Here is a 22,960-nt window from a genome sequence, read left to right as displayed (position 1 = left end):
ACTTACGGCTTATTTCCGTCTGAGGAAACCGGTTGACTGAAACTTTCGCGAACGTTAAGTTGCGTTTCCAGAAGATGTCAAGAGGCCAGAACGCGTCACTCCGGGTCCCGCACGGCGGACCAGGGCAACGCCCACCGAAGAGGGGGAGCACGTGCCGGAACAGCCCGTCCGGGCCAAGCTCGTGGATGTGGCACACGCGGCCGGGGTCTCCAAGGCCACCGTGTCCAAGGTGCTCAACGGCCGCCAGGACCTGTCCGTACGGCCGGAGACGCGCCGGCGCGTCCACGAGGCCGCCGAGGCGCTCGGCTACCGTCCGCACTCCGGGGCCCGGGCACTGGCCGGAGCCAACACACACGCGCTGGCCCTGCTGATCCCCGCTCTCGCCAACCCCACGTACGTCACCATCGCCCGCGGCGCCTACCAGCGGGCCCGCGAACTGGGCTACCTCTCCCTGCTCGCCGAGGACTTCGACGGGCAGGAGGCCGACGAGTCCTTCCACGACCTGGTCCAGGAAGGCAGGGTCGACGGACTGCTCATCGCCTCGGCCCGCCCGGGCCACCCCCTGCTGGACGCACTGGGCCGCAGCGCGGTCCCCCATGTCTTCCTCAACCGCGCGGTCGAGGGATCCGGCCGCAACGTCACCATGGACGTCGCACGCTCCAGCAAGACGGCACTCGACCACCTGCACGGCCTCGGTCACCGCGCGATCGGCCACATCGCGGGTCCCCCCGGCATCACCCCCAGCGAGGTCCGCAAGCAGGCGTTTCTCCAGTACGCCGACACACTCGGGCTGGACGCGGCGCCCGTAGCGTCCGGCGAATTCACCGAGGACGGCGGCGGGTCCGCCGCGCGGGAACTGCTGCGCCCCGCCGACGGTGACGGGCGGCCACCCGTCACCGCGCTCTACACCAGCTCGCTCGCGCAGGCGATAGGCGCCATGGCCGCGATCAGGGACCTCGGCCTCAGGATCCCAGAAGACGTCTCCGTGGTCGGCAACGACGACCTCCCCGTGGCCGCGCACCTCCACCCCCCGCTGACCACCGTCGCGATGCCCCTGCACGAACTGGGAACCGCCGCGGTGGACGCCCTGGTGGCCACCATCGAGGGCAAGCCGACAGGAGACGTCCTCGTACCGACCGAGCCGCTGCTCGTGGTGCGCGGCTCCACGGCCGGACCGGCAGAACCAGGAGGAACCCCATGACCGTCGCCGCACCGGCCCGCTTCACCGGCCGTACGGCCCTGCTCACCGCGGCCGCCTCCGGTATCGGGGCGGCCACCGCCCACCGGCTGGCGGCGGAGGGCGCGACCGTCATGGTCACCGACGTGGACGCCGAAGGCGCCCGGCGCGTGGCCGAGGAGATCCGCGTCGGGGGCGGACGGGCGCGGGACCGGCGCCTCGACGTCACCTCGCCGGGGGAGTGGGCCGCGGCCGTCGCCGAGACGGAGTCCTGGACGGGGCGCCTGGACGTGCTCCATCTCAACGCCGGCCGGAACCTGCCCGCGGCGGCACACGAACTGGACGACACCTGCTGGCACGATCAGCTACGGCTCTCCCTCGACTCCGTGTTCTACGGAGTCCGGGCCGCTGTGCCCCTGCTGAGAACGGCCAGGGGCGCGGTGGTGATCACCTCGTCCGTGCACGCGGCCATCGGCTTCAAGGGCTTCCCCGCGTACGCGGCCGCCAAGGGCGGGATCGACGCCCTCGTGCGCCAGCTGGCCGTCGAGTACGGAGGCCGGATCAGGTTCAACTCCGTCCTTCCCGGAGCCGTGGTCACCGCCCTGTGGGCCGACACGCCCGAGGAGTACAAGGCGCAGACCGCCGCGCGCACCCCCGTCGGCAGGCTCGGGGTCCCCGAGGACATCGCCGCCGCCGTGGCCTTCCTCGCCTCCGAGGACGCGGCTTTCGTCACCGGCCAGAACCTGCTCGTGGACGGTGGCCGCAGCATCAGCTCCCAGGAGTAGGCCCCCGCCTCACCCGGGCCGGGCGAAACCCGCCCTGCCCGCTGCGACCATGCCCGACTCACCCCTCACCGAGCCCCGGCCCCGCATCAGGCCGTACACAGCACAGGACCCGGAGGTCCCTCCCATGAAGATCACTGGATACGAAATCTTCCTCGTCGAACCCCGTTGGCTCTTCCTGCGCGTCGACACCGACGAAGGCATCTCCGGCTGGGGTGAGCCCATAGTCGAGGGCAAGGCCCACACCGTCGCCCGCTGCGTCGAGGAGATGTTCGACTACCTCCTCGGCCAGGATCCGGCCCGCATCGAGGAGCACTGGCAGGTGCTCGCCAAGAGCGGCTTCTACCGGGGCGGAGTGGTCCTGAACAGCGCCCTGGCCGGAATCGACCAGGCGTTGTGGGACATCGCCGGCAAGACCCACGGCGTCCCGGTCCACCAGCTGCTCGGCGGCCATGTGCGCGACCGGGTGCGGGTCTACGGCTGGGTCGGCGGCGAAACCCCCGAGGAGCTGGCCGAGTCGGCCGCCGCGCAGGTCGCCAAGGGCATGACCGCGGTCAAGCTCAACCCCTGCGGCCAGCTGGAACCGCTCGCCACGCCCGCCGCGATCGATGCCATCGTGGCCGGGGTGAGCGCGGTCCGCGAGGCCATCGGGCCGGACCGCGACCTGGCGCTGGACTTCCACGGCCGGTTCAGCGGGGCGATGTCCCGCCGCGTCCTGCCCTTCCTGGAGCCGCTCCTGCCGCTCTTCGTCGAAGAGCCCGTACTGCCGGAGTTCTCCCGGGATCTCGGCGCCGTGGTGCGTTCCACGTCCATCCCCATCGCCACCGGCGAACGGCTCTACTCCCGCTGGGACTTCCGCTCGGTGCTCGCCGACGGCATCGCCGTGGCCCAGCCCGACATCAGCCACGCCGGCGGCATCTCCGAGACCCGTCGCATCGCCGCGATGGCGGAGGCGTACGACGTCCTGGTGGCCCCGCACTGCCCGCTCGGCCCGATCGCCCTCGCCGCCAGCCTCCAACTCGACTTCGCCATCCCCAACTTCCTCATCCAGGAACAGGCACTGGGCATCGGCTACGGCGACAGCAGCGGCCTGCTGGACTACCTCGCCGACACCACACCCTTCACGTTCCGCGACGGCTACATCGACCGCCCGACCGCGCCCGGTCTCGGCATCACCATCGACGAGGACGCGGTGCGCGCCGCCGCCGAACGCGGCCACCGCTGGCGCAATCCCGTCTGGCGCAACACCGACGGCTCACTGGCCGCCTGGTAGCCGCACCTGGCACCACCAGCCGGCCCGAACAAACCCCGCAGGGGGCCACCGAAGTGCACCCCCGACCGGCCCCGCGGCCCAGTACACCTTCACCCGCTGCTGTCATCCCGGCAGACCGTCGGGTGCCACGGCAGCCACCTTGCGCGCCGAGACCGGCGCGTGCGTGAGGAACTGTGAGCCCTTCAACTGCACGGCGATAGGGCGCAATCCGCCTGTCCGGAAGGAGCGATCACCCCTGAAGTGCGTGAGCCTGCGCAAGGCGACGTCACGCCGCCACAGCATCGTGCCGACCTTTCGGTCAGGTGTTGAGGGCCTCGCGCAGGGTGGTGTGGCAGGCGATGACGGTGTCGAGGCCGACGATCTGGATGGTGCGCAGCACGGCCCGGGTCGGTCCGGCCAGGCGCAGCCAGCCGCCGGCCTCGGTGAGGTCGCGGTGGGCGGCGATGAGGATGTTGATGCCGGTGGAGTCCATGAAGCCGACGCCGCGCATGTCGATCACGACACGAGGGCCGGCGGTGCCGTTGATGTCCAGGGCCTGGCGCAGTGTCGGGCCCGTCTGGTGGTCGACCTCTCCGCTGAGAGTCAGCACCCGGATGCCTTCGCTGACGGTGGGAATGACCGACAACTGGCCCGGCTGCTCGGCTTGTTCGGAATCCGCCATCGTTCCCTCGGTCATGTCGGTGATACTGGCACACCGGATCTTCACATCCGGGGCTGCCGTGCATAGTACGGGTGATCCCTTTGGATGGCGGAGCCAACTGCCATGCGCGTCCGGAACCGCCGAACTGGTCACCAACGCCCTCGGTAGACATCGACGTTGCAGATCGAGTCCAAGTCCTCGTCCGGGTGGGGCAGGAATGACGCCTCGAATGCCTGCGTGCGGACCCGGTACCGGGGTTCGTCCCAGGCTTGTTCCACTGCCCCGGTGGCCCGCGTGCTCTGTCCCATCGTGTGAGTGTCCCTGCGGCAGGTGTCGGTCTCAACCCGGTTCTGCCCAGCCGGGTCCCCTCTCGACGGGGCCCCCGATGCCGTCGCGGACGACGGACAACGGGGGCCGGGGGGGCAGGCCCGCGGTCAGGAGACCGTGAAGTCCTGGAACTCCGCGATCCCGCGGGTGCTGGTCCAGCCGTTCGCCGCCGTCATGAAGACCCCCACGTCCTGGGTGCCGGCGGCGCCGCCCGGGGTGGCTGTGCCGATGGTGGTCCACGTCGTGCCGTCGGTGCTGGCCTCACCCGTGTAGGTGGAGCCTGTGCGGGTCAAGCGCAGGAAGACGGGTGCGGTGAAGGAGCCGGCCATCTTGATCGAGTCGAACCTCCCGTCCTCACCGGAGTCCCAGGACAGCACGCATCCGTTGGACGGCGTCACGGCCAGGTTGACGTACCCGGGCGAGCCGTCGGCCGACAGGTCGTTGCGCACGATCAGTCCGGCGCGGGCCCAGCCGCCGGTGCTGTCCTGCGAGACCACCTTCACCGTGGCGGTGGAAGCGGCCCCGAACGCGCCCGCGCGGTGGATGGCACCGAACTGGTTGGTGCCGGCCCACAGGTCGGCGCCGGCACCCTCGATGGCCAGCGCCGTGCCCGACTGGCCGAAGACGGCGTCGTTGAAGCTCACGGTCCGGTAGGGGTCCTGCACTCCCGTCGCTGCCATGAGCCGCACCGAGGCCGTGGCCGTCCCCCTCGGCGAGCCCGCCGAAGCACCGCTGCGGTAGGTGGCCGTGGCCGGGACGCGGGTCACCAGGTCGGCGACGGTGCCGGTGAGCGTCAGCTCGAAGTCCGCCGAGAACGTCTCGCCCGGCGCGACTGAAGCGGAGGTCACCGCCCCGACCGGCTTGGCGGTCATCCCCTTGGGCGCCTGGACGGACAGCGTCACCGCGGTGGCCGGCGCGAACCCGTTGCGGTTGGTGAACGCCACCGTGACGGTGACCGCACCGCCCTCCGTCACCGCGCCCCTGGGCGAGGACGCGGTCAACGTGGCCTGGTGCGGGTCGGCGGCCAGGGCGTCGTGGACCCGCCGCGCCAGCTTGTACACGTCACCGGAGGTCTTCGTCGGGTAAGTGTCGTGCCCGTGCGCCCAGTTGTCCTCCAGCACGAACCAATCGGTCGCCTTCGGGGCGCGGTTCTCCTTCAGGGCCCGGGAAAGTTCCCGGAAGTACGTCTTCCAGCGGGTCAGATAGAGGCCGCCGACCAGCCCGGACCACTCCCGGTTTGCGTAGTCGTGCAGCCCCTCCTCGCTGCTGGCCCGGCCGCCCCAGGTGGTGATGATCGACCGTGCGTCGTACTCCAGTTGGTCCTTCTCGGCCCTTGTTCCGCCCCAGGAGCGGGCGTCGGCCAGCCACCGGCCGAGCAGGTGCTGTCCGCTGGTGGCGAGCACCTTGTCCATGAGCTTCATCCAGTCCAGCCAGACGCCGGTGAGCTCGTCGAAGCGGGCGCGGTCGGCGGTGTCGTAGGCGGCCTTGATCTGCGGCAGCAGCATCCGGCTCCGGTTGGAGAGCACCTGCCGGGCCACGTCGGCAAGGTCGTACCGGTAGGCCGAGCTGTCGCGCAACGCGGGCGCCACCTGCAGCAGTTCGGTCAGCGCCCGGTCGAAGACGGTGGTGTCGTAGCGGTCCGCCTCCGGACCCCAGGCGGCGGCCTTGTTCGCGCCCAGACTCGGGCGGGCCCCGAACAGCCCGTCGGGTGCCTCGCTCCAGGCGTCGGCGCGGGTCATGCCGTACGCCGTGTCGCGGATGGTCTGCCAGGCGGCGAGGGCGTGCGGGTCCTCGGCCCCGTACCGGGACACCGCGTACGAGGCGAACCAGTCGTCGAGGTCGATCGTGCCGGATGTCCAGGCCAGGTCGGTGAGCAGGGCCAGCGCGGCGTGGTTGTTGTCGGCGCCCTCCGGCATCGCGGCGATACCGGCCAGAGCACTGTTGTCCTTGTCCCGCCACTTCGGGTACTGCTCCACCCAGTCGGGGGCGTTGGCGCCCATCGGGGTGTGGCCGCCGAAGTTCCAGATGCTGCCGAACGCGTACGGCGTGCCGCCCCAGTCGCTCTCCCGGTCGGTGACCGTGGTGTAGCGGTCCGAGAGGCCGTCGACGACGAACATCCCGGACTTGTCGACGGCGTCGAGGATGTCCTTGCTCGGGTTGTTCTGCCAGCCGAGGATGGCCCAGACGGCGCCGGGGTGGGCCTTGCGCAGCGCCGCCTCCACGGCCTTCGCGGCCTCTCCCACGGGCACGTCGCCCGGGTTTCCGCCTTCGTGCAGCAGGTCCATCTTGTACATCGAGCTGTCGCCGAGGCGTCCCGACTGGGCGCGGTAGAAGGCTGCGGCGACCTCCGCGAACGCCGTCGTGCGCGGATCGAGCCAGTCGGGCCGTTTGAAGGCGCCCCAGTCGCCCTGGGGCACGACCCGCGCGTCACCGCCGTTCCTCGCCACGAACCCGTCGGGCACGGTCCCGAAGTAGCCGGGCAGTACCGGGGTCATGCCCAGGTCCCGCAGCCGGTCGGTGATCTTCGCGGCGAGGTCGGCGCGCTTCTCGATGAGCCGCCGGGACACCGGTCCGCCGAACCCCGACATGTTCTGCAGCAGCCACCACGGCTGATGGGCGGGGGCCGGTATCCACGCCCGCAACTCCGCGTCGGAGTAGCCGAATTGGCGGAAGGTGTCGTAGTAGACGGCGTCGGCGCCGGTGTAGACGAGGACCTCGTTGACACCGTGCAGGGCGAGGACGTCCAGTTCGCGTTCCCACGCGTCCCAGTCGCGATACGGCCCGGTGTAGCCGTCGTTGGTGTCGTTGAGGGCGAACCGGTGCGGCACGTTGGCCGTCGCGGCGATCTCCCCGCCGGGGGCGGGCAGCAGCCGGGGCAGGTCCAGCTGTTCGCCGTTCCAGGAGATGTCGGCCTTCGCCGCCCGCGCGAGATAGGTGTTCAGGCCGGTGAGCAGCACCGCCGGGCTGGAGCCCTGCACGGTGATCGCACCGGCCCGGCCGGTGACGCGGAACCGGTCGGCGCCGCCGGGGGCCAGCGCGCGGAGCGTGACCTGCCGGTGGTGATCGGGCAGCAGGCGGCGCAGCGCCACCGACGCGGGGGTGGTGTCGAACGGCTTCGCGGCCTGGCCGACCGCCCCCGGTGCCGCGTGGGCACCCTGCGGCGGGGACAGCAGCACCACACCGCCGAACGCGGCCGCTCCCGTCAACAGACCTCTGCGGCTGAGGGGATGATTGCCTGTCATGGAGGTTCCTCTCAGGGCTTTCAGGCTCTTTGAAGATCGAGTCGCCACAGTTCGGATCAGGCGACGGTCATCGCGAAGATGTGCAGCGCGGGACCACCGCTGCCCACGCCGTCGCCGACCTTCGGCAGCACGACGGAGTGCAGCTCCCTGTCCTGCAGGTCGACACCGAAGGTGAAGAGGCTGACCGCGCTGTCGTCGCGGCCCGACGGAAGATTGCGGTACGGCAGCACGACCGCCGCCGAGGCGTACGCCCCGTACCAGTCGGGGACGTCGACGGAGAAGTCCTGCTCGGTGCCGTCCGTGTACACGACCTTCCCGGTGCCCCGGCCCGCGCCCCAGGTGCTGGTGCCGAGGAAGGCCAGCCGCCTGCCGGTGCCGGACAGCCGTACGCTCTGGCCGAGCGACACCACGTTGTCCTTGCTGCCCGGCTCGGTGTCCGGCCAGGTGAAGGCGGTTCCGTCGTAGGTGACCCTGGCGCCGGGAGTGAGCCCCGCCGACGCGAGCGCCTCGGCGGACAGGCTGGAGCGCGAGCCGTCGATGTCGGCAGTTGTGGTGGCGGTGTCGGAGGAGATCCCGGCGTTGTCGAAGGCGCCGGCCAGCGACCGGTAGGGGAGGTGGAGCAGCGAGGTCGCGCGGGCGCAGTCGGATCCGTGCTCGTGCACGTCGAAGACCGCGTGGGCGACGAACGGGACCACGCCCTCGGCGTCGTCGGACAGCCGGGTCTTCCAGGTCCGGGTCACCGACCGGCCGGTCGCCACCGTGCCGAGGGAGACCGTGCGGCCGGTGCCGCCGTCGGCGGAGAAGCACAGCACTGTGCCGCGCAGCGCGATCCGGGTGGTGTTGGTGAGTTCGGCCGTCAGGGTCACCGCCTCACCGGGACCGGGCGCGGCCGGCTCGAGGGAGAGCGAGACGGGCGGCGTGAGGAAGTCCTCCTCGGGGCGGTAGCGGCTCACGCTTCCTCCACGGTGAAACGGTCGAAGACCGCGCGGACGGTCGTGCCGGGATAGTTGGTGTTGACCGCGCTGGCGACCACGCCGGCGTCCATGGCCCCGCTCGCCGAGGGCACCGTGACGCTCGCGACCTCGGTCCAGGACAGCAGGTTGGTGGTGCTGTACGCCGTGTACGTCGTGCCGGAGCGGACCAGCCGCAGCCAGGACGGGTGGGCCGAACCGCCGCCGCCGGCCCAGGTGTCGAGCCTCCCGTCGCCGTCGCTGTCGGTCATGAACTCCAGGCCGTACCGCAGCGACATCGTCAGCACGGCGTAGCCGCCCTTCTCGGGCGCGGTCAGGTCGTTGGCGACGGCGATGCCGTACTTCGCGGTGGGGTTGTCGGTCCCGGTGAGGCCGACCGCCTCGACCTGCACCACGCTCGACTCGGTGACGGAGCCGGGGAGGTGGATGACGCCCTTCTCGTCGGTGCCGCCGGACAGGTCCCGGCCGCCCGCCCAGATCACCAACTGGCTGCCGTACTGGGCGAATTCGGCACCTTCGGCGGTGGTGAACGTGCGGTACGGGTCCCGCACCCCATTGGGCTCGTAGGGCACCGTGAACGTCTTCGCGGACCGTGCGGAGTCGGTGCTGCGGCCGTCGACGTCGAAGACGAGGTGCGCGGTGAACGCCACGTCCCCGGCCACGTCGGCCGGCATGGTCGTCTCCCAGCGGCGGGTGGTCCGCGCGCCGCGCCGCAGATCGCCGAGCGGGACGGTCTTCGCCGCGGTGACGGCGCCGGGACCGATCAGATGGAGCACGGCGTTGCGGAGCGGGAAGGGACAGTCGTTGGTGAGGACCGCCGTAGCGGTCACCGTGTCGCCGCTGGTGGGCTCGGCCGGCTCGGTGGTGACGGTGAGCGTGGGCCCCAGGGTGTCGTACTCGGTCGCGTTGCGGATTCCCATGCGGCTCACCGGTTCCAGTCGACGGTGAAGACGTTGGCGATGCGGCTGGGAAGGGACGACGGAACGCTGATGTGGATCTTTCCGTCGCGGCGGGTCCACCTCAAGTTGCCGCTCGTGCCGAGGAGCTTGATCCGCGAGGTGGCGCTGATCGGGATGTCGCCGGGCACGGTCAGGGTGCCGCTGGGCGCACCCAGGACGATGATGTTGAACTTGCCGGGGGAGACGGTGTAGCGGATGCCGAGCGGGCCGCCTTCCTCCTCCGCCCGCACCCAGGGCGCCGATCCGTAGATCGCGGACCCGTTGACCTTCAGCCAGGCGCCGATGTCCCGCAGACGTTCCTGCATGATGCCGGGGATCGTGCCGTCCGCCTTCGGTCCGATGTTGAGCAGCAGGTTGCCGTTCTTGCTGACCACGTCGGCGAGCAGCTGGATCAGGAACTCGGAGGTCTTGTAGTCCTCGTCCGGCTCGTGCTTGTTGTAGCCCCAGGAGTAGCCGATGGTCATGCAGCACTCCCACTTCTGCGGGTCCATCGTGGGGTTGGTGCGTTGCTCGTACGTCGCGAAGTCGAAGTGGGTGTCGAACCGGTCGTTGATCACCACACCCTTGGGGTGCTTACGGTTCTTGGCCCGGTTGTAGTAGTGGGCCATGGCTTCCTCGCTGCGCCAGGGCGGGTTGTCGGTGGGCCGGAACCACTGTCCGTCCGCCCACAGCAGTTCCGGGTCGTAGCGGTCGATGATCTCGTGCAGCTGCTTGAGCTCGTAGTCGCCGACGTAGTCCGTCACCGGCTTGTAGCCGGTCAGCGGGATCTCCTTGTCGGTGTAGAAGTTGCGCATGGGCCGACCGATCGACGGGTTGAAGAACTCGCCGAGCGAGTAGTACAGGCCCGGCCGTACGGTGCCGCGCTTACGGGCCGCCGTCATCAGCTCGCCGACGAGGTCACGCTTGGGGCCGTACGCCAGGGAGTGACGGTTCGTCACCTTGCTGGGGTACAGGGCGAATCCGTCGTGGTGCTTGCTGGTGAGCGCGAAGTACTCGGCGCCCGCCTGCTCGAACAGCCGCACCCAGGAGTCCGGGTCGTAGTTCTGCGCGGTGAACTGCGGGATGAAATCGTCGTAGGTGACGTTCTCCCCGTACGTATCGCGGTGGTACTTCCACTCCGCGCTGTCCTTGAAGCTCTGGTACCACAGGTACCACTCGGAGGCGCTTCTCGGCGTCGCTCCGCCGATCGCCGAGTAGATGCCCCAGTGGACGAAGATGCCGAACTTGGCGTCCTTGTACCAGCGCGGCACCGGATGGGTGTCGAGCGACGCCTTGGTCGGCTGGTAGTCGGGAATGCCCGTGCCGCTGGTCAGCGCCGTGCCGGTGAGGGCCTGGGCGGTGCCGGGCGGGGCGAGGAGCACGGCGCCGCCGACAGCGGCAGCCGTGGTCATGAAGTGCCTGCGATTGACTGCCATTTGGGTGCCTCTCACTGGGTCGTGGAGAAGGAGTCGAAGACCGCGGTGGTGGTCTGGCCGGGGTAGTTGAGGTTGACGGCGCTCGCGACCAGGCCCGCGTCGCCGTCGCCGTTCGCGGACGGCACGGTGGCGGCGGCGACCTGCTGCCAGGCGGTTCCGTCGGCACTGGCGTAGGCCGTGTACGTGGCGCCGTCGCGGACGAGCTTCAGCCAGGCGGGGTGGTAGGAGGAGCCGCCGCCGGCCCAGGTGTCGAGTTTTCCGTCGCCGTCGCTGTCGGTCAGGAACTCCAGGCCGAACTGCGCGGACATGGTCAGGACGGCGTAGCCGCCCTTCTCGGGCGTGGTCAGGTCGTTGGCGACGGCGATCCCGGCCTTGGCGGAGGGCCCGCTGCCGGTCTGCCCGACGACGCGGGCCGATACGGAGCCGACGGCGGGTGCGGCTCCGGGCAGGTAGACGGCGGCCTTCTCGTCCTTCCAGCCGGACAGGTCCTGGCCGCCCGCCCAGATGGCGAACTGGTCTCCGTTCTGCGCGAATTGGGCGTCGTCGGTGCTCGCGGTGGTCCGGTACGGCGCCCGCACGCCGGAAGGGACGGGGGTGACCGTCGCGTCCACCTCGTCGGCGTCGGTCCGCGGCCGGCCGTTCTGGTGGTAGGAGGTGCGAACCCCCAACGGGTGGGTGCCCCAAGTGGTGTCGGAGCCGGGGGTGACGGTCCAGCTGACGGTGGCGCTCTGCCCGGGGCCGAGGGTACGCACCCGTGCGCCGCCCGCCGGTTCGGCGGTCCAGCCGGCCGGGAGGTCCAGCCGGGTGCGGAGGCCGGTGGCGGCCGTGCGGCCGTCGTTGGTCAGCGTCGCCGTGATCTTCGTGCCCTGGCCGCCGGTCCCCAGACTCGGCCGGTACGGGGTGAGGCGGACGCGGGTCGAGGGGCAGTCGCGCGCCACGCGCAGGCCGGGGAGGTCGATGGCGTCGGCGAACGCCTTCATCCCGGTGTCGTTGGGGTGCAGATGATCGCCGGAGTCGAACGCGGCGGCATAGCGGGTGGGATCGTCCGGGTCGCGTACCGCCCGGTCGAAGTCGGCGTACCCGTCGAGGATTCCGCCGGAGTCCCGGACGAACGCGTTGACCTTCTGCCGGTCGGCCTCCTTGGCCTCGGTCCACCAGTCGCCCCAGCCCCGGTACGGGACGACGGTCGCGCCGATCAGCCGCATGCCGCGGGCGTGCACGCGCCGGGCGATCTCCTTCATGCCGTCGATCACCTGGTCGCCGGTGGCGCCGCCCCAGCTGAGGTCGTTGACGCCCTCGAAGAGGACCACTGTGCGGGCGTTCGGCTGGGTCAGCACATCGCGCTCCAGCCGTTCGAGCGCCGAGGGGTTGCCGTCCGTTCCTGCGGTGATCCGGTTGCCGCTGATGCCCTCGTTCAGTACGCCGGCGGTGGTCGTGCAGGCGGACAGCCGGGTGGCCAGGTAGTCCGGCCAGCGCCGGTTGGCGTTCGACGTGGAGGACGCCCCGTCGGTGATGGAGTCGCCGAGTGCCACGACGGAGCCCGCCGCGTTGCCGCCCCGGACATCGACCCCGGTCAGGAACGGGAAGGTGGAGTCGGTCCTGGTGAAGGCCCCTCCGTCGGCGTCCCCGGCGTGGTCGCCGCCGCCGTCGGATGACCAGTAGACGGTCTGCAGGCCCATCCAGTGCTGGCTGATGTGGGTCAGCCGGCCCGGGAAGTACAGGCTGACCACCACGTCGCTCAGGGCGGGCACGGTGAGCCGGACCTGGTCACTGGCCGCCTGCCCACCCGCCGGGATCGTCACGTCGCTCTTCCCGCCGAAGCTCAGCTTGCGCGGCTGGGTGACAGCGCTGCCGCCCTCACGCAGTCCGACGGTCGCGTGCCCGATCGTCACCGGCTCGGTGGTGAAGTCGTTGGTGAGCCGGATGCGCACGCTGGACCCGCCCGCGCTCACCCGCACCGGGATGCGTACGGTCACCTCGGAGGTGCCCGGGTCGTAGGCGGCGTGCTGGGCGGTGGCCCAGGTCCCGGTCCACCCGTGGGTCGCCGTCTGTGTCTGCTCTACCGGTGCCGCTTGTGCCGTGGGGGCCGCCGGGAGCAGCAGCCCTGCCAGCGCGGCAACGGTGGCAGCCAGTCTTCTTCGGTGTCCGAGAACTCGGAGCACTACGGTCCTCCTCAGGGACAGCCGCGGCCGAGGCCGAGCGAGGTCAGGTCGATGGAGTCGGCGAAGGCCTTCATGCCGGCATCGTTGGGATGCAGATGGTCACCGGAGTCGTACGCCTCGCCGAGTCGCTGCGGGTCGGCCGGATCGCGTACGGCCCGGTCGAAGTCGGCGTAGTCGTCGAAGACGTGGCCGGAGTGCCGTACGAAGGCGTTGACCTGCTGGCGCCGGGCCTCCGTCTCCTCGCTCCAGCCGCCCACGGTGAAGCCCTTGTACGGGGTGATGGTGGCGCCGACGACCCGCATCCCGCGCTGGTGGGCCCGGCTCGCGATGGTCTTCATCCCGGCGATGATCTGTTCGGCAGTGGCCCCGCCGAGGTCGTTGATCCCTTCGAAGAGGATCAGGGTCCTGGCCCCCGGTTGGGAGAGCACATCCCGTTCGAGACGGTCCAGCGCGGAGGGGTTGGTGTCGGTCCCGGCGGTGATCCGGTTGCTGGTGATGCCCGCGTTGAGCACCCCGGCGCCGGGCCGGCAGGCGTTCAGCCGTGCGGACAGCAGGTCGGGCCAGCGCCGGTTGGTGTCGGCCGTCGAATAGGACCCGTCGGTGATCGAGTCGCCGAGCGCCACCACCGCCCCCGCCCCGGGCGCGCTCACGTCGACGCCGGAGAGGAACGGCCAGCTGGTGGTGGTCCAGGTGAAGGCGTCACCGCCGGGGTCGGCGGCATGGTCACCGGCCTGGTAGTCCGTCCAGTACACGGTCTGCTGCGCCCACCAGTGGTCGGTGATGTGCGAGACCTGACCGGACAGATAGAGGCTGACCACCAGGTCGGCACCGGCGGGCAGCGGGAACCCGACCGGGTCGCTGACCGCTGTGCCGCCCGCCGGGATCGTCACCTGCCGCTTCCCGCCGAACCGCACCTCATGCGGGAGCTTGACGGCGGAGCCGCCGTCGCGCAGCCCCACGGTCGCGTGACCGATCGTCACCGGCTGGGTGGCGTACGCGTTGGACAGCCTTACGCGTACCCGGGAGCCGCCGACGCTGGTGCGCACCGGCATCCGCACCGTGACCTCGGACATGCCCGAGACCTCGTAGTGCTCACTCGGAGCCGTCGCCCATGTGCCGGTCCAACCGTGCCCTGTGACCTGCTGGCCGGCCCCGGCGGGCGCAACCGGCCCCGCCAGGACCGCGATGAGCGCCAGCAGCAGGGCGATGGGCCCGCCGCGTATCGCGCGCGTCCGGACGGCCATCAGGAACCGCCCGCACAGGTCAGCTTGGCGTCGGCCCAGTCGGCGTGATCGCTGGAGACGTCGCCGCCCCCGTCGACCAGCAGGTCCAGCCAGCGGGCACCGGTCACGTCCACGTCGACGGCGGTGCCGCCGCCGGAGCCGGACACGACCGGGGTGGTGACGAGGGTGCGACCGTCGGCGACCACCTGGAAGGAGACGCTGCCGCCGTCACCGACCTCGTCGTCCACCCCGGCGACCGCGGTGAACCGGGTGCAGCCGCCCCCGAGATAGACCCGGACCTGACTGTTCGCGTGGACGCCCAGACCCTTGTCGTAGGACGTGCCGGCGATGGCGAGGGTGCGTCCGTCACCGGCGGCCGCCTCGCCGTTGGACAGGTCCTTCTCGACGGGGCCCCAGCCGTTGACCGCCTTGACCAGGGTCAGATCGCTGACGTACGCGTCCTTGGAGAGCCCCGGCGGCGGCACCTGCACGGCCCGCTCGCCGGTCACCGTGGACGGGTGGCCCTTCTGCTGAAGCGCAGCGGTCGCGGACAGTACGGCGTAGTGAACCGGGTCGGCGGGCGGGGTCACGGTGTACGCGGCGGTCACCGACGCGCCGGGCCTGACCCGGGCGAAGCCGGTGGCCCCGTCGGCGGTCGCGGTCCAGCCGTCCGGGACGGTCAGCGACAGATGGACGTCACGGGTGGTGGGGGCGTCCTTCGGAACGGTGAGCGTGACGGGGACCTTGGTGGCCACGCCGGTGCTCAGGAACGGCTCGGCGTCCACGGAGACCCGGGCCCCGGCGTCCGGCATGGCGTACGTCGTCGGGTCGTACGAGGGCGCGGCCACCGGGTTCACCTTGATGCCGCCGGCCGTCGCGCCGAGGTCAACGAGTTTCGCCGAACCCGGGCCCGCCGCCTTGCCGTTGGACCACACCGCCAGGGCGATGCTGTTGTCGCCCTGCTCGCGCAGGATGCCCTTGGGGATGACGAACCGGGTCTGGGGTCCGGTGGCGGGCAGATAGCGTCCGATCAGCCAGCCGTTGACGAAGATCTGGGCCCGGTAGGCCGTGCTGCCGCCCTCGGCCTCCGCCAGGTCCAGCGCGATCGCGTTGTCCTGGCCCTTCGGCAGGTCGAGCTTCGCGCTGGTGCGGTACCACCGCACGCCGGGCTCCGTCGCCGCGGACCGGGTGGCGAGTGTGGTGCGCTTCCAGTCGCCGTCCGGGTAACCGGGCAGCGACCAGCCGGCCCGCTCCCCGTACAGACCGCCGTTGTTGTACGGGCCGCGTGCGGGGTCGGCCGGGTTCTCGCCGCCACGGCTGCCCTGGATCTTCCAGGTGAGGGTGGAGGCCCCGCCGATGACCTCGGCGCCGAGCAGACCGCGCGGCTCCTTGGAGTAGTCGTGGCCCCATTCCTCGTTGTGGCCCGCGTTCTCGGCCAGGACGGCGAGCACGTTGTCCCCGCCGGCCTTGAGTGTGCCCGTCGGGATGTCGAAGGTGTGCGCGCCGTCGCCGGAGGTGCCGAGGTAGCGGCCGTTGAGCCAGACCGCGTACTGGCCGGTCGGGCCGGTGTCGGCGTTCAGCGCGAGCGCGGTGGCCGCACCGGTGGTCTTGAACCGGCCCCGGTACCAGACGTCGCCGTGGTGGTAGCCGTACTCGTCCATCGCGAGCACCGGCAACGAGCCGTTCAGCGCCGGGTTGTTGGCGGTGAGGTGGGCGGCCGTGGTCCAGGAGGAGTCGTCGAAGTCCGGGGCGGATTCCGGAGCTTCCTCCCTGTACTTCCATGCCGACAGCGTGGGCAGCCGGACCGGGCTCGGCGCTGCGGTGACGGTGGTCCTGCGGCCGTTCCAGGTGACCTTCTTCGCGTCCGCGATGACCTCGATCTTCGCGGCTTTGGCGGAGTCGCCGGTCAACTTGAGTGTGCCGCGCGCGACTTCGGCCGTACGGACCAGGGACGGGCCGCGTACCAGAACCGGCCCGGCGGAGGTGTCCTGCCGCCACCAGTGGGCGGTCTCGGCGACGTCGGCGATCAGCAGCTCCAGGCCGTTCACCTGAACCCGGATCAAGCCCTTGTGGGTGTAGTTCAGGCGCAGGTCGCCGCGTGCGGCGTCCCAGGTGGTGGTGACGTCGCCGTCGAGCACGTTCACCTGCGGCCGTTTCGCGTACCGCAGCACGGTCTCGCCGGCCTCGCCCGCACGCCCGTACAGCAGGGCCACCTCGCGGTCGCCGATGGCGGCGTGCGTCATGATCTCCGAGGTGGAGTAGACGAGCCGCTGGTCGCCCAGGTCATAACCGGCGACGAGGAGTTTGGCGTCCCGGCCGTCGACGGTGACCGCGCCCTGCTGCGGCACACGCGGATAGTCGCCGTCCGCACCCGACAGGGACAGCGTCGTCTCGTCCTTGTCCTTCACCCGGGTGTCGGCGTGCCGGACGGTGAAGAACTGGGTGCCGTCATCCGGGTTGACGCGCCGGTCGATGCGCAGCGCCTCGTCGGAGGGCGTGGGCGCCTCGGCCTTGTCGGTCCGTGCCAGCGAGCCGACCGAGTTCACGAAGTAGCCGAGGCGCTTGAACTCCTGGTACTTGTCGGTGAGTTGGCGGGACTCGTTGATCGGGGCCCCGTAGTCGTACGACGTGTAGACGGCGTTCGGGTCGGCGAGCCAGCCCCAGTTGGTGCCGCCGTACGTCATGTAGAAGGACTGACCGGTGACGCCGGCGGCGATGTTCATCTTGCCGAAGACCCGCGTGAAGTCGGTGCCGGTGAGTTTTGCGCAGTCCTGGTAGCCGGTGCCGCCCCACGGGTCGAAGGCGCCGCCCTGCGCCTCCGGGATGAGCAGCGGCGACTCGGGCTTCCACTCGTTGACGTAGGAATAGTCCGGGAGGTTCTTCCAGTTGTCGGGGTCCTTGCAGTCGAAGCCCTGCGGATAGGCGTCGAAACCGTAGATGTCGGGGGCGCCCTTGCCGCTCACCCAGTTCTGGTTGGCGCCGCCGTCGTTGACGAAGGTCGGCACGTCGATGCCGTCATGCTTCGCCCAGTCGATGAGCGTCTGCATGTAGTCGGCGTCGTGGCGCCCGCCCTGGTACTCGTTCTCGACCTGATACAGGATCACTGAGCCTGTACCGCGGGTGAATTGGTGCCGCGCGATGATCGGGTTGATCCGGCTCATCCACTCCCGCGCCGCCTTCAGGTACTCCGGCTCGGAGGTGCGGTTCACGCCCGCCTGGATGGAGCGCCAGGCGGGCATGCCGCCGCCGGACACCTCGGCGTTGATGTAGGGGCCAGGACGGGCGATCACGTACAGACCTGCCCGCTCGGCCTCGTCGAGCAGCCGCTCCACGTCACGGATGCCGGTGAAGTCGTAACTGCCCGGCTTGGCGGAGTGGTAGCCCCAGTCGAAGTACAGGGAGACCGCGTTGAAGCCGCCCGCCTTGATCTTCTGCAGCACGTCACGCCAGGCGTCCGGGCTGGGCAGCCGGAAGTAGTGCAGCTCGGCGCCCCAGATGTAGAGGGGCTTGCCGTCGACCCGCACGGAGTACTGGTCATAGGTGACCGTGTGCTTCTGTCCCGCCGCGGGCACCACCTGGGCCTCCGCCTCGGCCGGTGCCGTCGCCGCGGTTGCGGTGGGGACGGTAAGGGACAGGGCGGTCAACAGGGAGGTGAGCAGCAGGGTTCTCCCGCGCCTTCTCATGACGTCAGCCCCTTCACCACGGCCGCCCGCGCGGTCTCGATGTCGCTCACGTTCTTTGTTCGACCGTCCAGATCCCGGGTGGCCGTGGTGAGGGCCTCGGTGAGGGCGGCGCTGTCACCGCCGTCCTTCGCGCGCAGCTGCCCGATCAACTCGAAGTCCTCGATGCCTTCCTTGAGTTGCTCCCAGCGGATGCTGGACATCGGCCCGTTCTTCCCGGGGTAGACCAGGTACTCGTCGCCCTGGGTGAAGATGTGCACGGGCTGCTTGAAGGGGTCGCTGGTCCAGCTGTTGTACGACCAGCGCAGGAACCCGTCGAGATCACGCTCGGCGGAGATCCACGGCAGCATCCGTGCCTCGACGGCGGGGGAGTACGACAGGGTGTTGGGGTGGGCCGGCGCGCCGTACACGTAGAACGTGGTGATCTTTCCGGCCGCGCGCCGCTGCGCCGCCTTCTCCTTCGTCATCGCGTCGATGCCGCCCCAGTCGACGGACAGGTTCGACGCGACGCCCTCCGTGGTGATCGATCCGGCGACGGAGATCCGGTCGTCGAAGACCGGCGCCACCTCGTGGACGAAGTCCTTGACCACCGTCATGGTGCTGATCGGCCGCTCGTCGAAGGACAGCCAGGTGTCGTTCAGCCAGCCCTTCTTCTTCAAGTGGGCCTCGAAGGCGGGCAGATAGGCGCCCCAGGCCTCCCGCCAGCGGGTTCCGCCCAGATCGACGTTCTCGTAGACGGTCTTGCGGGTCCGCGTGTCGGTGTAGGTGAGGTGCTCCTGGTCCTGGAACGCCAGCATCGAGAAGGCGCCGATCTCGGGGCCGAGCCCGGCCTTCCTGGCGGTCTCGACGTACTTGTCCCAACGGGCGAAGTCGAAGGCGAACTTCGTTCCGTTCCACGTCCAGCCGACCATGCTGGTGTACGGCGTCGCGGTCTGCGACTCCCGGGTGCCGAGGGACCACTGGTGGTGCCAGGGGTTGTCGACGATCGTGGTGTTGATGACCTTCTGCCCGCGCGAGGCCAGATCGCGGTTGTACGCCTCGATGAGCTTCCAGTGCTCCTTCGACCACAGCGTGACCTTGTGGGCCTGTGCGATGGTCTCCGGCTGCGCCCAGACGTCGAGGAAGAACTTGTAGTCGGCGGGGGCCGGCACGGTGGCGTCGGCGACCTTCACGGTGAGCGGATACGTGGCCTGCGTGTCGTCGCCGACGTCGACGCGGACCGTTCCCTTGTACGTGCCGGGCCTGGCGTTCTTCGGGATGTGGAAGGTGAACCAGAGCGGCTGGGCGGCGTACGCGGGGACGTCGACCGAGTCGCGTTCCTCCAGCGGGTCGCCGACGACGTCCGGGTTGCGGTCGCCGGAGACCTCCTTGGCGGAGCTGACCTGGTCGATGGTGGCCGACCAGTCGACCTCGCTCTTGGAGCGCTGCACGGGGACGTACTTCACGAACCGCACCTGGGCGCTGTCGCCGTCGAGCCTTGCGCCGCCCGGCCCGGTCAGGTCGCCGACCTTCGCGTGCACGTCGTTGAGACTGGTGCCGGAGGCGATGGCGAGCTGCGCGGAGACCTGCTCGCCGCGTACGGCGTCCAGGGACAGGTCCTTGGTGTCCTTGCCCTCGATGGCGGTCATCGGATAGCGCGGGACGCGGACCTCCGCGGAGCTCGCGAAGGAGCCGGTGGGGACCCAGGTGACGGTGTCCCTGGTGCCCATGGCGTCGGCGACCTTCACGGTCAGCCAGGTGGTGGTGGGCTTGTGCTGGTCGTCGTCGGTGGCCGCGATCACGGTGGTGGTGGTCGCGACGAGCGCGCCGGCGAGGAAGGACGCGATGAGGGCAGGTGTACGGGCGAGCCGTGGCATGGGTGAACCCCTGTCGGGAAAGGGCCGTCGGGTACTGCCGAGCTGTCGGGTGACGCCTGGCTGTCGGGGGCGCTTGCGGGCTGCGTCGGCCGAGGCGCCCCCGACGCGGCGTCCGTTCAGGACGCGGTGACTGTTCGGGAGGCGGTCACTGTTCGGGAGGTGGTCACTGTTCAGGGCGCGGTGACCGAGAAGCCGTCGAAGACGGCCTGGATCCGTTCACCGGGGTAGTTGACGTTGGCGCCTGAGGCAACCAGGCCCGCGTCGCCGGTGCCGGAGGCCGAGGCCACCGTGGCAGACCCGACGGTGGACCAGGTGGTGCCGTCCTTGCTCGCGTACGCGGTGTACGTCGTGCCGTCGCGCACCAGCTTCAGGTAGGCGGGGTGGTACGTCTGGCCGCCGCCCGCCCAGGTGTCGAGCTTTCCGTCGCCGTCGCTGTCGGTCATGAACTCCAGGCCGTACTTGTCCGTCATGACGAGGACCGCGTAGCCGCCCTTCTCGGGCGCGGTCAGGTCGTTGGCGACGGCGATGCCGGCCTTGCCGACGGGACTGGCGGACTCCTGGGAGACGAGCCGTGCCCGCACGGTGGCCTTGTCCGCGACCACTGACTTCTCGTAGACGGTGGCCTTCTCGTCCTTCCAGCCGGACACGTCCTGGCCGCCCGCCCAGAGCGCGAACTGGTCACCGGCCTGGGCGAACTGGGCGTCGCCCGCGGTGTCGGCGGTGCGGTACGGCGCCGAGACCGCGCCCGGCTGCGGCTTCACCTTCACGGGGACGCGGTCGGAGACCGGCGGGCTGCCGTCGTAGGTCACCGTCCCGGTGAGGGTGTGGCTGCCCCAGGCCGCGTCGGCGGGCGGGGTGACGGTCCACTTGGTGGTGAGCGTGGCACTGGCGGCGAGCGACCGGGTCGTCGCGGCCGTGATGGCCTCGGCGCGCCAACCGTCGGGTGCCTTCAGCGCGGCCGTGACCCGCTTCAGCGGCTGGGAGCCCCAGTTGGTGGCCGTGGTGGTGATCTCGAAGGCCTCACCGTTCCCGGTCTCCGGCGCGTCGGGGGAGAGCAGTACGGAGGCGGCGGGGGCCTTGGCGCTCCGCAGGGCACGCAGCGCCTTGTCGGCGCCCTTGGCCTTGAGGTTCACGAAGGCGGGGGTGACGCCCAGGGGAGCGCCGTAGCCCTTGAGGTCCTTCGGGCCGCGGATCACGGTGCCCTGGTTGACGTCGTACCAGGTGCCCGGGGGCAGGTGCACGGTCCGGGTGGCCCGGTCGGCGACCTGCGGTGCGGCGAGGACGGCGGGGCCGAGCATCCACTCGTCGGAGACCGTGTAACCGGCCTTGTCCTTCGGGTAGTCGAAGAACAGCGGCCGGACGATCGGGTCACCGGTCTTCAGGGTCTGCTGCACCTGGTCCCAGATGTGCGGCGCGAGACGCTCGTGCCGCTTGATCGCCGCCCGGTAGAGATCGATGGTCTGCTGGTCGTAGACGACCTTCTGACCGGTTGTCACGTCGATCGTGTCGACGGGCGAGGTGGAGGAGTACATCAGCGGCATCAGCGAGGCGATCTGGGCCGAACGGATCAACACGTCTTTCTCGGGGGCGGGTTGGCCTCCGGAGCCGCCGATCATGTCGGTGGTGACGAACGGGTAGCCGATCGTGGAGATCGCCAGGTTCTGGCTGACGGAGGCGCGGACCGAGTCCCAGCCGGTGCCCTTGTCGACCTGCCGGGTGACGAACCCGGCCTGATGGGCGGTGGAGTCCCAGTGCACGCGAATACCCACGCCCTGGAGGTCGAACTCGTCGGCGAGTTCGGTACCGAGACGCTGGTAGTCGGTGGGCTTGAACCCGTCGCGCGGGGCGCACTTGTCGTCGAAGAAACGGGTGTCGAACTTCAGGCCGTCGATGTCGTAGTCGCTCATCAGCGTCTTGATGCGGCCGGTGTACCAGGCCTTGGCCTCGGGGTTGGCGAGGTCGATGATGCCCGCCGTGCCGTTCCACCAGGTCACGGTGCAGGGCTTGGCGGTGTCGGCGGCGTCCTTGAGCAAGTAGCCCTTGTCGACGGCGAATTGGTAGTTGTCGGAGTCGAGGTTGATCCACAGGGTCGTCCAGAGCCCGAAGTCGAAACCGAGGTCGTGGATCTTCTTCGACATGGCCTTCGGGTCGGGATAGGCCTTGGCGTCGAAGGTCAGGTTGCCGTAGTTCGACTCCCACTTGTCGTCGAGCTGGAGGGCGTGCCCTTCGAGCCCGTTGTCCTTCAGATCGGTGGCGTAGTCGAGGACCTTCTCCTGGTCGACGTGGGTGTAGAACTGCGCCCAGGAGTTCCAGACCGGCTTGGCGTACTGCTCGTACGTGGCGTCGCTCTTCGCCGGTTTCCCGACGATGCCGACGTAGTCGCGGTAGACCTCCAGCGGCGTCGACTCGACAAAGACGGTGGCCTTGTAGGGGTCGCCGGACTCGATGTCGAAGCGTCCGAGTCCGTCCTTGCCCTCATTGATCGCCACGTCCATGACATGCCCGGTGTCGACGCGGAGTCCGGTCGAGCTGGAGGTGTACCAGAACGGATCGATCATGTGGTACGACGCGGGGGAGAAGCCGGGGTGTTCGACCTCGCCGCTGTCCAGCGGCCAGGGCTGGTCGGTGCCGGGGCCGCCCTGCGGGGTCTCGGCCTCGCCGTGCCCGTACCAGTGACCGGCGGAGCTGAGGTCGTAGGCGAGTCCCAGCCGGTCCGGCTCGACTCCCTCGACGTTCCAGTCGAGTTGGTAGCGGTCGGCGGCCGGGGTGAGACGCGCCTGGACGCTGGCCCCGGCGAGCGTGGAGCCGGCGGTCAGGGTCAGGACGCCGCCCTTCCAACGCCAGCCGGTGAGGTCGGTGGCGTGCTGCCACGCACCGCCGGAACGGAACCGTAAGGCGCCCGTGTCGCCGCCCGCGGTGGTCAGGACGGGAGTGCCGGCGCGTTCGGTGCGGAGCGCCAGATCGCCGTCGGTGGGTATGGCGACGTCGTAGCCGGGGCTCTTTCCGGTGGCCGGTACGGACAGGGTGAGACCGTCCGCGGTTTCGGTCACCTTCGGCCCCGGGGCCGTACCGGCCGGTGAGGACTGGGCCAGGGCCGGGGGTTCCATGCCGAGCGAGGCGAGTGTCAGGGTCAGGGCGGCGGCAAGTACGACGCCGAGTCTGCGGGGCTGTGCACGCACTGTTGTCCTCCAACGGACAGAGGCCGGGAGTCTTTGATGAGTGATGCAAGATCTTGTAGTTTTCCGCACATAAT

Annotated in this window: 14 protein-coding genes; 3 read left to right on the top strand and 11 right to left on the bottom strand. The window is 70.2% G+C overall.

The genetic code is table 11. The features are described 5' to 3' along the window. Positions 1 to 151 precede the first annotated feature (151 nt). From ACFYRX_RS17430 to dgoD, 3 genes are all read left to right on the top strand, one after another. Entirely contained in the window at positions 152 to 1,201 is a 1,050-nt protein-coding gene (locus ACFYRX_RS17430) for a LacI family DNA-binding transcriptional regulator (protein WP_389100391.1), read from the top strand. Beyond that, positions 1,198 to 1,962 (top strand): SDR family NAD(P)-dependent oxidoreductase, encoded by a 765-nt coding sequence (locus ACFYRX_RS17425; protein ID WP_389100389.1) that lies wholly within the window; start codon positions 1,198 to 1,200, stop codon positions 1,960 to 1,962. Before ACFYRX_RS17430 ends, ACFYRX_RS17425 begins: the two co-directional genes overlap by 4 nt. Positions 1,963 to 2,086: 124 nt before the next feature. Continuing rightward, positions 2,087 to 3,232: a galactonate dehydratase gene (dgoD, locus tag ACFYRX_RS17420; protein ID WP_389100387.1), complete on the top strand. Its 1,146-nt coding sequence runs from the start codon at positions 2,087 to 2,089 to the stop codon at positions 3,230 to 3,232. A 298-nt stretch (positions 3,233 to 3,530) separates the two neighbouring features. Here the strand turns inward: dgoD and ACFYRX_RS17415 are convergent, their stop codons facing one another. From ACFYRX_RS17415 to ACFYRX_RS17365, 11 genes are all read right to left on the bottom strand, one after another. Continuing rightward, complete coding sequence (locus tag ACFYRX_RS17415) at positions 3,531 to 3,908, bottom strand: STAS domain-containing protein (protein WP_389100385.1); 378 nt, start codon at positions 3,906 to 3,908, stop codon at positions 3,531 to 3,533. Positions 3,909 to 4,021: 113 nt separating this feature from the next. Continuing rightward, entirely contained in the window at positions 4,022 to 4,180 is a 159-nt protein-coding gene (locus tag ACFYRX_RS17410; RefSeq protein ID WP_389100878.1) for a hypothetical protein, read from the bottom strand. A 126-nt stretch (positions 4,181 to 4,306) separates the two neighbouring features. Continuing rightward, positions 4,307 to 7,441, bottom strand: coding sequence for an alpha-N-acetylglucosaminidase TIM-barrel domain-containing protein (locus tag ACFYRX_RS17405; protein WP_389100383.1), 3,135 nt, complete (start codon positions 7,439 to 7,441; stop codon positions 4,307 to 4,309). A gap of 56 nt (positions 7,442 to 7,497) precedes the next feature. After that, the gene (locus tag ACFYRX_RS17400) at positions 7,498 to 8,394 is read right to left on the bottom strand and encodes a beta-glucosidase (RefSeq protein WP_389100381.1); all 897 of its coding nucleotides are present in this window, start codon (positions 8,392 to 8,394) and stop codon (positions 7,498 to 7,500) included. Continuing rightward, positions 8,391 to 9,332, bottom strand: a complete 942-nt coding sequence (locus ACFYRX_RS17395) for a hypothetical protein (protein WP_389100843.1) — start codon at positions 9,330 to 9,332, stop codon at positions 8,391 to 8,393. The genes ACFYRX_RS17400 and ACFYRX_RS17395 overlap by 4 nt, the downstream gene beginning before the upstream one ends. A 5-nt stretch (positions 9,333 to 9,337) precedes the next feature. Then, positions 9,338 to 10,786: an alpha-L-fucosidase gene (locus ACFYRX_RS17390; protein WP_389100379.1), complete on the bottom strand. Its 1,449-nt coding sequence runs from the start codon at positions 10,784 to 10,786 to the stop codon at positions 9,338 to 9,340. An 11-nt stretch (positions 10,787 to 10,797) separates the two neighbouring features. Next, entirely contained in the window at positions 10,798 to 12,948 is a 2,151-nt protein-coding gene (locus tag ACFYRX_RS17385) for a GDSL-type esterase/lipase family protein (protein WP_389100377.1), read from the bottom strand. 11 nt (positions 12,949 to 12,959) lie between these two features. Then, positions 12,960 to 14,192, bottom strand: coding sequence for an SGNH/GDSL hydrolase family protein (locus ACFYRX_RS17380; RefSeq protein ID WP_389100375.1), 1,233 nt, complete (start codon positions 14,190 to 14,192; stop codon positions 12,960 to 12,962). After that, positions 14,192 to 17,854, bottom strand: coding sequence for a beta-galactosidase (locus ACFYRX_RS17375; RefSeq protein WP_389100373.1), 3,663 nt, complete (start codon positions 17,852 to 17,854; stop codon positions 14,192 to 14,194). Before ACFYRX_RS17375 ends, ACFYRX_RS17380 begins: the two co-directional genes overlap by 1 nt. After that, on the bottom strand, positions 17,851 to 19,707 hold the full coding sequence (locus tag ACFYRX_RS17370; RefSeq protein WP_389100371.1) for a glycoside hydrolase domain-containing protein: 1,857 nt from the start codon (positions 19,705 to 19,707) through the stop codon (positions 17,851 to 17,853). Before ACFYRX_RS17370 ends, ACFYRX_RS17375 begins: the two co-directional genes overlap by 4 nt. Positions 19,708 to 19,877: 170 nt before the next feature. Beyond that, the gene (locus tag ACFYRX_RS17365; protein WP_389100369.1) at positions 19,878 to 22,886 is read right to left on the bottom strand and encodes a TIM-barrel domain-containing protein; all 3,009 of its coding nucleotides are present in this window, start codon (positions 22,884 to 22,886) and stop codon (positions 19,878 to 19,880) included. Positions 22,887 to 22,960: the final 74 nt, after the last annotated feature.

This window comes from Streptomyces sp. NPDC005374, from assembly GCF_042872225.1.
GTDB lineage: Bacteria > Actinomycetota > Actinomycetes > Streptomycetales > Streptomycetaceae > Streptomyces.
This window is presented reverse-complemented; position numbering and strand designations above follow the sequence as displayed.

Excerpts from the sequence above, each read along its gene's own strand:
- ACFYRX_RS17425 (WP_389100389.1), top strand. The coding sequence starts at position 1,198 with ATGACCGTCGCCGCACCGGCCCGCTTCACCGGCCGTACGGCCCTGCTC.
- dgoD (WP_389100387.1), top strand. The coding sequence starts at position 2,087 with ATGAAGATCACTGGATACGAAATCTTCCTCGTCGAACCCCGTTGGCTC.
- ACFYRX_RS17375 (WP_389100373.1), bottom strand. The coding sequence starts at position 17,854 with ATGAGAAGGCGCGGGAGAACCCTGCTGCTCACCTCCCTGTTGACCGCC.
- ACFYRX_RS17370 (WP_389100371.1), bottom strand. The coding sequence starts at position 19,707 with ATGCCACGGCTCGCCCGTACACCTGCCCTCATCGCGTCCTTCCTCGCC.
- ACFYRX_RS17390 (WP_389100379.1), bottom strand. The coding sequence starts at position 10,786 with ATGGCAGTCAATCGCAGGCACTTCATGACCACGGCTGCCGCTGTCGGC.
- ACFYRX_RS17410 (WP_389100878.1), bottom strand. The coding sequence starts at position 4,180 with ATGGGACAGAGCACGCGGGCCACCGGGGCAGTGGAACAAGCCTGGGAC.
- ACFYRX_RS17380 (WP_389100375.1), bottom strand. The coding sequence starts at position 14,192 with ATGGCCGTCCGGACGCGCGCGATACGCGGCGGGCCCATCGCCCTGCTG.
- ACFYRX_RS17415 (WP_389100385.1), bottom strand. The coding sequence starts at position 3,908 with ATGACCGAGGGAACGATGGCGGATTCCGAACAAGCCGAGCAGCCGGGC.
- ACFYRX_RS17395 (WP_389100843.1), bottom strand. The coding sequence starts at position 9,332 with ATGGGAATCCGCAACGCGACCGAGTACGACACCCTGGGGCCCACGCTC.
- ACFYRX_RS17405 (WP_389100383.1), bottom strand. The coding sequence starts at position 7,441 with ATGACAGGCAATCATCCCCTCAGCCGCAGAGGTCTGTTGACGGGAGCG.